Source organism: Acinetobacter sp. YH16052, from assembly GCF_013417155.1.
Taxonomy (GTDB): Bacteria; Pseudomonadota; Gammaproteobacteria; order Pseudomonadales; family Moraxellaceae; genus Acinetobacter.
The window spans coordinates 77,309-89,007 of record NZ_VPEO01000003.1; the positions used below are offsets into that span (position 1 = coordinate 77,309).

At 42.6% G+C, this 11,699-nt stretch carries 10 protein-coding genes; 7 read left to right on the forward strand and 3 right to left on the reverse strand.

From position 1 onward, the window contains the following. Positions 1–18: 18 nt before the first annotated feature. Positions 19–837 (reverse strand): peptide chain release factor N(5)-glutamine methyltransferase, encoded by an 819-nt coding sequence (gene prmC / locus FTV42_RS03120; RefSeq protein ID WP_180037363.1) that lies wholly within the window; start codon positions 835–837, stop codon positions 19–21. Then, positions 837–1,925, reverse strand: coding sequence for a peptide chain release factor 1 (prfA, locus tag FTV42_RS03125; RefSeq protein WP_180037364.1), 1,089 nt, complete (start codon positions 1,923–1,925; stop codon positions 837–839). Before prfA ends, prmC begins: the two co-directional genes overlap by 1 nt. Before the next feature lie 344 nt (positions 1,926–2,269). On the opposite strand from prfA, the gene FTV42_RS03130 reads away from it, so the two are divergent. The 4 genes from FTV42_RS03130 (at position 2,270) to FTV42_RS03145 (ending at position 5,473) form a co-directional block, all read left to right on the forward strand. Then, positions 2,270–2,686 carry a glycine zipper domain-containing protein gene (locus tag FTV42_RS03130; RefSeq protein ID WP_180037365.1) on the forward strand — a complete coding sequence of 139 codons (417 nt, stop codon included), beginning with the start codon at positions 2,270–2,272 and terminating at the stop codon, positions 2,684–2,686. Between the two features lie 245 nt (positions 2,687–2,931). Next, positions 2,932–3,387: a hypothetical protein gene (locus FTV42_RS03135; protein WP_004278778.1), complete on the forward strand. Its 456-nt coding sequence runs from the start codon at positions 2,932–2,934 to the stop codon at positions 3,385–3,387. A 169-nt stretch (positions 3,388–3,556) separates the two neighbouring features. Further along, entirely contained in the window at positions 3,557–4,561 is a 1,005-nt protein-coding gene (locus tag FTV42_RS03140; RefSeq protein ID WP_180037366.1) for an LLM class flavin-dependent oxidoreductase, read from the forward strand. A gap of 348 nt (positions 4,562–4,909) precedes the next feature. Next, the gene (locus FTV42_RS03145) at positions 4,910–5,473 is read left to right on the forward strand and encodes a flavoprotein (protein WP_180037367.1); all 564 of its coding nucleotides are present in this window, start codon (positions 4,910–4,912) and stop codon (positions 5,471–5,473) included. Positions 5,474–5,719: 246 nt separating this feature from the next. Here the strand turns inward: FTV42_RS03145 and FTV42_RS03150 are convergent, their stop codons facing one another. Further along, entirely contained in the window at positions 5,720–6,556 is an 837-nt protein-coding gene (locus FTV42_RS03150) for a pyruvate, water dikinase regulatory protein (protein WP_004278781.1), read from the reverse strand. Positions 6,557–6,710: 154 nt separating this feature from the next. Between FTV42_RS03150 and ppsA the strand changes: the two genes are divergently transcribed. The 3 genes from ppsA (at position 6,711) to cyoA (ending at position 11,699) form a co-directional block, all read left to right on the forward strand. Continuing rightward, a complete protein-coding gene (gene ppsA / locus FTV42_RS03155; RefSeq protein WP_180037368.1) occupies positions 6,711–9,089 on the forward strand; it encodes a phosphoenolpyruvate synthase in 2,379 nt (792 codons plus the stop codon). Positions 9,090–9,508: 419 nt separating this feature from the next. Further along, entirely contained in the window at positions 9,509–10,306 is a 798-nt protein-coding gene (locus FTV42_RS03160) for an RDD family protein (RefSeq protein WP_085064867.1), read from the forward strand. Between the two features lie 298 nt (positions 10,307–10,604). After that, a complete protein-coding gene (gene cyoA, locus FTV42_RS03165; RefSeq protein ID WP_148334482.1) occupies positions 10,605–11,699 on the forward strand; it encodes a ubiquinol oxidase subunit II in 1,095 nt (364 codons plus the stop codon).

An 11,699-nucleotide genomic window follows, 5' to 3' on the forward strand; every position in this document is an offset into this window, starting at 1 on the left:
ATAAAGATAGATGACAGATTAATGTGGCCATTGACCCAAAGTTACGCGATCATTCCCGCCATAATCTTTAACCGTGCGGACTTGCTTATAGCCCGCCTGTTTAAATAGATATTGTACGGCATCGGCCTGATCATAACCATGCTCAAGCACCACCCAACCATTTACAGTTAAATGCTTCTTGGCTTGCAGAATAATCATTTCAATATCGGCCAGACCCTTTTTATCTGCCACCAGCGCACGTTCCGGTTCAGTCGCCAAATTCTGCATATGCACATCATCAGCGTCGATATAAGGTGGATTCGATACAATGGCGTCAAAGAATTGGCGGCCAAATGGTTTCAACCATGAACCCAGAACAAATTCTACATTCTCAATATCATGTTGTTCCGCATTATATTTCGCTACCTCAAGCGTAGGCTCGTAGATATCGGAAGCCGTTACTGTCCAGTTAGAACGTTCAAATGCCAGCGATAAGGCAATTGCGCCAGTACCTGTACCCAAATCCACCACACGGGCATCTTCAGGCAGGTCTAACTTCAATACGGTCTCAACCAGCACTTCAGTATCCGGACGTGGCACCAGGGTATCTTTGGTCACTTTGAGGTCTAAAGTCCAGAATGGCTGTGAACCAGTGACATATGCCAAAGGCTCGCCAGCAGCAATACGCGCCAACCCGTCTTTATACGTTTGTTCCTGTTCCGGCGTTAGTTCCTGATCCTTTTTCATCAGCAGATCAAATGAATCAATCTTGGTGATGTGTTCCAGTAACCAGGCATTTTCCTGTCGTTCGTAACTTTCAGCTTCGCCGCGTAAAGCCAGGGCTTGTAAAATATTCATTATCCACCATTCTGCTGTGCAAGCATGGCCAACTGATCGGCCTGATATTCACGATGCAGACTGTCCAGCAATTCGGTCAAATCACCTTCCATCACGGCATCCAGCTTATATAAAGTCAGGTTAATGCGATGATCTGTCATACGACCTTGCGGATAGTTATAGGTACGGATACGTTCTGAACGATCACCCGAACCCACCAGGTCACGACGCATTTCCGAGGTTGCTGCATCTGCTGCTGCACGTTTGGCATTTTCCAAACGTGATACCAGCAGTGCCATCGCTTTGGCCTTGTTCTTATGCTGTGAACGCTCATCCTGACATTCCACCACTGTACCAGTTGGAATATGGGTAATACGTACTGCAGAATCGGTTTTGTTAATGTGCTGACCACCCGCACCTGAGGCACGATAGGTATCAATACGTAAATCAGCTGAATTAATTTCAACGGAAGTATCCACATCCACTTCAGGCAAAATCGCAACGGTACAAGCAGACGTATGTACACGGCCCTGTGATTCGGTTGCCGGTACACGCTGTACACGGTGCACCCCACTTTCAAATTTTAAACGACCATAGACCCCTTCACCATTAATAAGACAAATGACTTCTTTATAACCGCCATGCTCGCCTTCATTTTCAGATAGAATTTCAAGACGCCAGCCTTGTGACTCCGCATATTTACTATACATGCGGTATAAATCACCCGAGAAAATCGCAGCTTCATCGCCACCCGTTCCGGCACGAATCTCCAGATAAGCCGAGTTGGCATCATTCGGATCTTTCGGAATCATCAAGATGTTCAGGTCAGCTTCAAGCGATTCAATTAAAGCTTTATTCTCTTTAATTTCTTCCTGTGCCATTTCCTTAAAGTCCGGATCTGACAGCATGGCCTGAGCTGTTTCAATGTCTTCTTCAGCCTGTCTGTACTTGGTCCAAACATTGGTGATTTCTGTTAAGTCATTATGCTCACGTGACAATTGACGGAAGCGCTTATTATCAGAAATGACTTCTACATCAGCCAGTAATGCGGTCAATTCTTCATGGCGGTCAGAGAGTTGGTCTAATCGTAAACGTAACGATTCTTTCATTTTCTAAAAAATCTCAAACATAGGCTGCGACTAAAAACGATTTAGCACAGCGAAATCAAAAAATTGCGCCTAGTTTAACGACTCTGGCTTCTAATGAACATCATTATTGAGTAAGTCCGCGTTGCTATCATTCGTGCTCTACAGCATTTGTTAACAAATATGATTAAAAACAGTGGAATTGCTTTTTTTATAGTCGATCTTATTCTTATTTCTTGCCGCTTTTACAATTCGCCAAATAAAGCAGGGAATTATGAAGAAACATCTTCATATTGTTTTGGGCATGATTTGTTACATTTTCCGCATCGAAATAACTACAGTCCTGTAGATGGACACGGAGTGATGACATGAAACTCAACGCACTTTTAATGAGTACAGTTTTAGCTGCTGGTTCAATGATGACCGTAAACGCACATGCCGACAGTACAGCGCGTGTTGCAGCAGCAAGTGCTTTAGGTAGTGTTGCAGGTACAGCATTAGGTAAAAACATGGGCGGTAATACCGGCGCAACCATTGGTGCTGCTTTAGGTGGTGCTGGCGGTGCAGCAGTTGCAAGCAGCAAGAAAAACCGTACTGAATCTGCCATTGGTGGTGCTCTAGGCGGCGGTGCAGGTTATACCGTAGGTAAAAATATGGGCGGTACTAATGGCGGTTATATCGGTTCAGCTTTGGGTGCTGCCGGTGCTGCTGCATTGGGTAACAAGATTGCCAAAGATAAAGCAGCTGAAAAACGCTCTAAACACTGGAAAAAACGTTACCGTTAATTTGCGCTCAGGCAATTTAGACCAGACGCTACATTTAACATGAAAAGCACCTTTTGGTGCTTTTTTTATTGTGGCTTTACTACGTGAATTTTCAAGTAATACATGGAATTATCCTGTCTACATCATGAATAAATTAAGGAGATAAAAATCACAATTCGCCAACATTGCCTCCATGCTGTTTGGCGCTTGCTAGATTAAATTTATCTCATCAACAGAATATAGCTAGATATATAAAAGGTGTCCTCATGAACTATAAATCTCTAATGATCGCTGTCGTAGCAACCTCAGCCATGGGTATGACAGCTGCCAATGCAGGCAATACAACCAATACAGCTTTAGCTTCTGCTTTGGGTGGTGTCGTTGGTGCCGCAGTAGGTAATAAAATGGGCGGTACCACTGGCGCAACAATCGGTTCAGCGATTGGCGGTGGTGCGGGCGCCGCAGTAGCAGCAAATAAACGTGACCGTAATGGTGCGATTATCGGTGGTGCCCTAGGTGGCGGTGCAGGTTATGCAGTTGGCCGAAACATGGCAGGCACCAACGGTGGTTATATTGGTGCGGCACTGGGTTCAGCAGGTGGTTCGGCTTTAGGTAAAAAAGTTAGCGAAGACCGTCGTTATGATGACCGCAGCGAACGTCGCTATAACTCTTCTCGTAACTACCGTTATAACGATTATCGCTATAACAACCGTCGTCGTTAAGATTCTCTCCCCTTATTCTTTCCTCCTTTATAAGCATCTTCGGATGCTTATTTTTTTGCCTTTATTTTTTATCTTTATCTTTTGGTTTACACTTATATCGATTTTTTTCGATATACAAATACACTCTAAAGTCGTATGCTTTTAGAGATGTTTATTTAAGAGTAATACTATGCGTACGCTTAACGATACCCAGTTCTCTATACTCGAACTGGTTCCTGTTCGTGACGACAAGAGCATTCAATTCGCGCTGAATCATGCGCTGGAACTTGCCCAAACAGCAGAAAAATTGGGTTATCGCCGGATGTGGCTGGCAGAACATCATAATATGGATGGTATTGCCAGTTCAGCAACTGCAGTTCTCTTAGGCTATTTACTGGCGAATACAAAAACCTTAACTTTAGGCTCTGGCGGAATTATGTTGCCCAACCATGCACCGCTGGTCGTGGCTGAACAGTTCGGCACATTGGCGACGCTCTATCCGGACCGGATTGAACTGGGTCTGGGCCGTGCTCCAGGTACCGATCAGATGACTATGCGTGCCCTGCGTCGTGGCCGTCAGGAAACCGAAGATCAGTTTCCACAAGATGTTCTGGAAATTCTGCAATATTTTAAAGATCCAGAACCGCATCAGCGTATTGTGGCAACGCCGGGTCAAAGCACGCATGTACCCGTATGGCTTTTAGGTTCCAGCCTGTTTAGTGCACAGCTAGCTGCGAAACTTGGTCTGCCTTATTCCTTCGCTTCGCATTTTGCTCCGCGTATGCTGGGTCAGGCTATTCAGTTATATCGTGAAAACTTTGAACCGTCTGAATATCTCGATCGTCCCTATGTTTCCATGGGCGTACCGACCTGTGTCGCAGATACCGATGAAGAAGCACAATATCTAGCGACTAGTGCCTATCAGCGGGTTTTATCACTGATTCGTGGGCAAAGCCTGAAACTTAAAGCCCCAATTGATTTGATGGAAGGCCTGTGGTCGCCTCCAGAAAAAATGTCAGTTGATAATTTCTTTGCCATGGCTCAGGTCGGTTCCAAAGAAACCGTTAAAGCTGGGCTAGAATCGCTTTTGGCTAAATATGATGTGGATGAGTTTATCTTTACTTGTGACATCTATGACACTGACAAGCGCCTGCACAACTTTGAGCTATTAATGCAAATTAAAAATGGTCAGTAAATGAGAGTTGCATCTACCTATTCTCAGCAATGGGTAGATGTTTTTCATCTTTAAAGATAAATGACTAAAAGAAACATCCCAGTAAAATCATTTTTATTGACCTTTTCTATTAAAAAGCTTCTTTCTTGAACGAATACTTCACTTCTTTTCCTTCATCCATCTCAGCAAGTTAAAAGTCATTCCTTTTGGATCGCCTGTAAATCCATTCAGTCTTCAATAAAATCAGATTTTATATTTTGGTCAAATAGATGACTGTCTAAGTTAAATTTTTCACTTTACCCTGGCTTGAGTTTTTGTTTATATCTCATACAAAGAAAATTAATTATTAAATAAATTCAAGGAATTCTAATGTCTACCAAGCATGATCCACACGCTGGTATTTTTGAAAATCGCCCCGAACATTTTCAGCAGTTTAATGGAATTAAAGTGCCCTCTTCCGAACTGTTAAAATTGGGTTATGCAGATAAAGATATTGCGATTATTGGCACGGATCAGTTTACCGTGAGCCAGCTGGATAAAATCAGTCAACATGCCCGTTCGGTAAAAGTTTTCCAGATTAATCCTGCTTTTGTACTGCCCGGTTCCGACCGAATTCTGCAACGAATTATTAATCATCCGCTGATTGGTAAAAATCGCCGCTTATTTAACAACCGCATTAAAAGCCTGCTTTCTCTGCGGTTTTTAGAAAATCAGGTGCAGAATTTGTGGCTAAGACGCCAGTTAATGCCAAATCTTGCATCTTCCCGTAAAATTTATCTGAAATCAGATCATTATTATGCTGCCCTACAGCGTGAAAATTGCCACCTGATTACCTGGCCGATTCTGAAAATTTCGGAAAATACAATTCATTGTATTAATGGTGAACAGCATCCGGTCGATATCATTATTCATACTTATTTAGCAGAAAAATAACTCACGCTGGCGAGTAAAAATGAAAAATTGGTAAGCTGATAATGAGATTTTTATTTACGTATCAAGAACCGACATGATGATTTATTCAACAAAATGAGCAAAGAAGACTCTTTTATATTTCAGAATATGATAGTTGGTATTTTCTTAGAATTATAAAATTCATAAATTATTTCGATTAATCAATGCTTACTTGTAATTTTTAGCTATAAATCAAAGCCAAACCGCAGTTTGGCTCTGGCTGATTTCTTAACCGATTCGACGTTTTAAACCGGTCATTTGCAACACACGTGTTGAGATTTCTTCAATCGACATTTCAGACACATTCAGGTACTTGATGCCTTCCGAAATATAAATGCCTTCAATCGCACGCAACTCCATCTGACACTGACTAAAGCTGGCATAACGGCTATTGGCCTTACGCTCAGAACGAATGGCCACAAGGCGTTCCGCATCAATCATCAGGCCAAACAGCTTGTTTTTATGCGGTCGCAGCACGGCTGGCAGGCGGTTATCGTCCAAATCTTCTTCAGTCAGTGGATAGTTTGCTACGCGAATACCGAACTGCAAAGACAGATAAATAGAGGTCGGGGTTTTACCTGAACGCGATACACCAATCAGGATCAGGTCAGCTTTATCATAATGACGGGTACGTGCGCCGTCGTCGTTATCTAAAGCAAAATGAACAGCATCAATACGGGCCTTATAAGACTCAGAGTCGGTCACCGCATGGGTCTGCCCGACTAAAGTTGTAGGAATCGTGCCTAATTCATCAGCCAACTTACTAATAAGCCCTTCAAATACATCAAGATTTACTGCATTTGCGGTGTTAATAATGTCGCGCACATAGGGATCAACCAGGGTGTCAAATACCAGCGGTTTTTCACCGTCGATTTGAGCTCTTGCATTGATCTCTGCCACCACGTTTGTGGCCGCCTCTTCGGAACTAATGTAAGGAATAATATGAATGTCAAATTTCACATGCGGAAACTGCGCTAACAGCGAGTGTCCAAGGGTTTCAGCGGTGATGGCGGTACCATCTGAAATAAAGAAAACACTACGCTGAATTTGTTTACCTTCCGACATTAAAATTCTCCTCCAACATTTGTCTTAGTGCTATATAATCTTTATAGTAAACCGATCTTACATGACTGTCGCTTAGTAAAATCAAAAACCTAGATGATTTGCTATACTCTCATGCCGAGATAGTGATTAATACTGCAAAAGTGGAGTAACAACTTTGGAAGCGCGCGTAATTGGTCTGGAAAAATTAGGGAAGCACGACGTTGAGCTGGTCGGTGGGAAAAACTCATCACTAGGCGAAATGATCAGCCACTTATCAAATGCTGGTGTATCTGTGCCAGGTGGTTTCGCAACGACTGCCGATGCCTACCGTGAATTTCTCGAGCAAAGTGGCCTAAACGCTAAAATCAATGCAGAGCTTGCTGCACTCAATGTTGATGATGTAAATGCACTCGCTGAAACTGGCGCAAAAATTCGTCAATGGATTGTGGATACTCCACTTACGCCTGCATTAGAACAAGAAGTTCGTACAGCATTTGCAGAACTTTCTAACGGCAACCCTGACATCGCGGTTGCCGTTCGTTCTTCTGCAACTGCAGAAGATTTGCCGGATGCTTCTTTTGCCGGCCAGCAAGAAACTTTCCTGAACATTCGTGGTATCGATAACGTTCTGATCGCGATCAAAGAAGTATTTGCATCTTTGTACAACGACCGCGCAATCTCTTACCGTGTACACCAAAACTTTGCCCATGATGTAGTTGCCCTGTCCGCTGGTGTACAACGCATGGTTCGTTCAGAAACTGGTGCTGCCGGTGTAATGTTTACGCTAGATACTGAATCAGGCTTCCGTGATGCAGTATTCATTACCGCATCTTATGGTTTGGGTGAAATGGTTGTTCAAGGTGCCGTCAACCCTGATGAATTCTATATTTCTAAACCGCTTTTAAATGCAGGCCGACACGCGATCCTTCGTCGCAACCTGGGTTCTAAGCACCAGAAAATGATTTATGGTGAAGAAGCATCTGCAGGTAAATCTGTCGTTGTCGTGGATGTTGAAAAAGCTGAACGCCAACAGTTCGCTTTAAACGACCAGGAATTACAAGAACTTGCTAAACAAGCGCTGATCATTGAAAACCACTACGGTGCACCAATGGACATCGAGTGGGCAAAAGATGGCGATGATAGCAAGATTTACATCGTTCAGGCGCGTCCTGAAACTGTAAAAAGCCGTGAAAATGTCGGCACCATGGAACGCTACCTGTTGAAACAACGCGGTACTGTGATCTGTGAAGGCCGTTCAATCGGTCAACGCATTGGTTCTGGTAAAGTCCGCATTGTGACGTCTATTAAAGAAATGGACAAAGTACAAGACGGTGATGTTCTTGTATCTGATATGACTGACCCGGATTGGGAACCAGTCATGAAACGTGCAGCTGCGATTGTAACAAACCGTGGTGGTCGCACTTGTCACGCAGCAATTATTGCACGTGAGCTTGGTGTTCCTGCAATCGTGGGTTGTGGTAATGCAACTGAAGTTCTTGTAGACGGTCAGGAAGTGACTGTATCTTGTGCTGAAGGTGATACTGGCTTTATCTATGAAGGCGCACTAGATTTTGAAATTCAAAAGAATTCAATTGAGTCTATGCCTGCTCTTCCATTTAAAGTCATGATGAACGTGGGTAACCCGGACCGTGCATTTGACTTTGCTCAAATTCCAAACGCAGGTATTGGTCTGGCGCGTCTTGAATTCATTATTAACCGTATGATTGGTGTTCACCCGAAAGCATTGATCAATATTGACAGCCTTCCACGTGAAACACGTGCAGCAGTCATGGCGCGTACTGCAGGTTATGCATCTCCAATCGAATTCTATGTAGAGAAACTGGTCGAAGGTATCTCGACACTTGCTGCTGCATTTGCAGACAAGCCAGTCATTGTTCGTATGTCAGACTTTAAGTCTAACGAATATGCAAACTTGATCGGTGGTAAGTTATACGAGCCAGAAGAAGAAAACCCGATGCTAGGTTTCCGTGGTGCAAGTCGCTACGTTTCTGATAACTTCCGTGATTGCTTCGAACTTGAATGTCGTGCATTGAAAAAAGCACGTGATGAAATGGGTTTAACCAATATTCAGATCATGATTCCATTTGTTCGTACTGTTGCTGAAGCGAAACGTGTCATTGAACTTCTTGCATTAAACGGTCTTAAGCGCGGTGAAAATGGCCTTAAAGTGATCATGATGTGTGAACTTCCAACCAATGCTTTATTGGCAGATCAGTTCCTTGAACATTTCGATGGTTTCTCTATTGGTTCAAACGACTTGACACAATTAACACTTGGTCTTGACCGTGACTCTGGTATTGTCTCTCACCTATTTGATGAGCGCGACCCTGCGGTTAAAGCGTTACTTTCTCTTGCAATTCAAGCATGCCGTAAAGCTGGCAAATATGTCGGTATTTGTGGTCAAGGTCCTTCTGATCACCCAGATCTTGCACAATGGTTAATGGAACAAGGTATCGACTCTGTGTCTTTAAACCCAGACTCGGTACTTGAAACTTGGTTCTTCCTGGCTGAAGAAAAAGTGCAAAAAGCATAAACAATTGTGAATAGAAAAGACCCTTTGATAGGGTCTTTTTTATGAGATAGATATTATGATTTATTGTATTAAAATTGATAACTAAAGATCCAATCGAAAGCTAAACAATTGAATTTATAAATATAATAAAATCAAAGCTTATCAATACATGAAAACTGTAATGACAAACAAATACCAACAGTAAAGTCATATCAAAATGGCAATAATAATGAATAAGCATTGGATGTTCGGGAAGATATTTTTAAGAATGGTGATCCTTGCGATTTTGTATGGGCGCATTTTTAGTAAGAAATATGATTGAAAATCCTTAATTAATTTATATCTTACGATGAGAGGATGTTTGTTTTCAAAACAGAATTCAATACAATCTTGTTCAAAGCTATTATCAGTTCACATTTATATATTGAGATTCAGTCTATATGCAGATTTACTTGGCACGAAACAATCAACAAGCTGGTCCATATACGCTCGAGCAATTGAATCAGATGCTGGCGAATCAACAAGTCATGCTGACTGACCTGGCATGGCATCAAGGCATGACAGAATGGAAAGCCTTAGGTGAACTTACCCAAGGAAAATCGGTATATCAACCTGAAGGTTATGTCGCTCCGGCAGTCACACCTGAAACACCGATATTCCAGAACAGCCAGCCAACGACTTCGGCCTACTCACAGCCTCATACTCAAACAGCGACTCAAAAAAATGAACTCGCCAGTATTCCAAGCCGTATCCTGGCCAAAATTGTAGATGTGTTACTGTGGTTACCAGCAACCTTCATTTTGACTGCATTTTTTACCCCTGAACAGGAAACGCGGTTTGCACAACTGAATGAAGAGTTCATGAATGTCGTGCTGAGTAGCGATGCAGATCCTGCACTGGCTCAGCAATTACAGACTCAAATGTTTGAGATGTTTTCTCAGCAGGCGTGGCTTGCCACAGCGGTCTATTTGATTATCATGCTAGCCATTCAAGCCTTTCTGATTGCAAAATCAGGCCAAAGTATTGGTAAAAAGCTCACAAAAATCAAAATTGTAGATGCAGAATCAGGTGAAAAGACCAGCCTGTTGCGTGCCTTTACCATTCGTAGCGTATTTTTCATATTTTTAAATATTGTATTTATGCCACTGAGTTTAATTATTGACTGGGCCTTCGGATTGGGCAAAAAACGTCAAACCTTGCACGATAAACTCGCAAAAACGCAAGTTGTGAAACAATAGCGCAGGAATACACAAAATGGGATGAATATCATCCCATTTTGATTACAGTACTTTGAAATTGAAATAAAATTCCCATAAATCCTCCCCAATCCAGACCAGCAAAATCGGTTTTTATTACAGGCATTTAAAGCGCCCTAGATATAGCTTAGTTCGTGAATCTCAGGCATAATGCCCTACAACGTAGCGGTGTATTGTGATTAATAGGATGTTTTGTAAAATTCAGCCTTTTTTGTCATGTGCACTTTAATCGCTATCCCATATTAAATTAGGGAATGGGACTCTTCACCGAGGTTGTAAAATGAGACAAACGATTTTAGCTGTATTGTCTTTATCTGCGATGACTGCACTCTTGACCGGGTGTGGTGGTGATATGGTACTTCTGAACTCTAAAGGTCCAGTTGCAGCAGGTCAAAGTAACCTGATGATGACTGCGATTTACTTAATGCTTTTGGTGGTTATTCCATCAATCATCATGGCATTATGGTTCGGTTGGAAATATCGTGCATCGAATAAAGACGCAGACTATAAACCTACATGGGTACACTCTACTGCGATTGAAATTGTAGTATGGGGTATCCCTGTCATTATTATTGGTATTTTAGCTTGGTTAACTTGGTGGGGTTCCCACAAGTATGACCCATACCGTCCAATTGAAGCAGATAAAGCGCCATTAACTGTTCAGGTTATTGCTGAGCAATTTAAATGGATCTTCATCTATCCTGAGCAAGGCATTGCAACTGTTAACGAATTGCGTTTCCCAGAGCAAACTCCGGTAAGCCTTCGTTTAACCTCTAACTTCACGATGAACTCGTTCTTCATCCCGGCGTTAAGTGGTCAGATTTATGCAATGGCAGGTATGCAAACTCACCTTAACTTCTTAGCTGATGAAACTAGTCCAGCTGAAGGTTATCGTGGTTTCTCTTCAAACTATTCAGGCTATGGCTTCTCACAAATGCGCTTCCGTGCACATTCTGTGACTGATGCTCAATTTGCTGAATGGATTTCTGCTGTTCAGGCAGGAAACGGTACTTCAGTTAACCCTAATGCAGTACAAAAAACTGTTCTAGACCAAGCTGAATTTGCAACTTTACGTGACGGCAACCGTGGTAAACACCAGATCGAAGCGATTATTGCAAAAGCTGAAACTCCTGAAGAGAAGGCTGCTGCTGAAGCAATGAAGCCTTACCCTACTAAGCCACATCCTGTGACTTACTACTCTTCTGTAGAGCAAGGTTTGTTTGAATCTGTGATTCACAAGTATATGAGTAACTATCACGGTGCTGATCATTCAGCTCCTGTAGAAGCTGCAGCGACTGATGCTGTTGCTCACGAAGCGGCTGCTTCTGAAGCTCATGTAGCTGGTGAACATGCGACTGCTTCTCAAGGAGAATAA

Excerpts from the sequence above, each read along its gene's own strand:
- prmC (WP_180037363.1), bottom strand. The coding sequence starts at position 837 with ATGAATATTTTACAAGCCCTGGCTTTACGCGGCGAAGCTGAAAGTTAC.
- prfA (WP_180037364.1), bottom strand. The coding sequence starts at position 1,925 with ATGAAAGAATCGTTACGTTTACGATTAGACCAACTCTCTGACCGCCAT.
- FTV42_RS03130 (WP_180037365.1), top strand. The coding sequence starts at position 2,270 with ATGAAACTCAACGCACTTTTAATGAGTACAGTTTTAGCTGCTGGTTCA.
- FTV42_RS03135 (WP_004278778.1), top strand. The coding sequence starts at position 2,932 with ATGAACTATAAATCTCTAATGATCGCTGTCGTAGCAACCTCAGCCATG.
- FTV42_RS03140 (WP_180037366.1), top strand. The coding sequence starts at position 3,557 with ATGCGTACGCTTAACGATACCCAGTTCTCTATACTCGAACTGGTTCCT.
- FTV42_RS03145 (WP_180037367.1), top strand. The coding sequence starts at position 4,910 with ATGTCTACCAAGCATGATCCACACGCTGGTATTTTTGAAAATCGCCCC.
- FTV42_RS03150 (WP_004278781.1), bottom strand. The coding sequence starts at position 6,556 with ATGTCGGAAGGTAAACAAATTCAGCGTAGTGTTTTCTTTATTTCAGAT.
- FTV42_RS03160 (WP_085064867.1), top strand. The coding sequence starts at position 9,509 with ATGCAGATTTACTTGGCACGAAACAATCAACAAGCTGGTCCATATACG.
- cyoA (WP_148334482.1), top strand. The coding sequence starts at position 10,605 with ATGAGACAAACGATTTTAGCTGTATTGTCTTTATCTGCGATGACTGCA.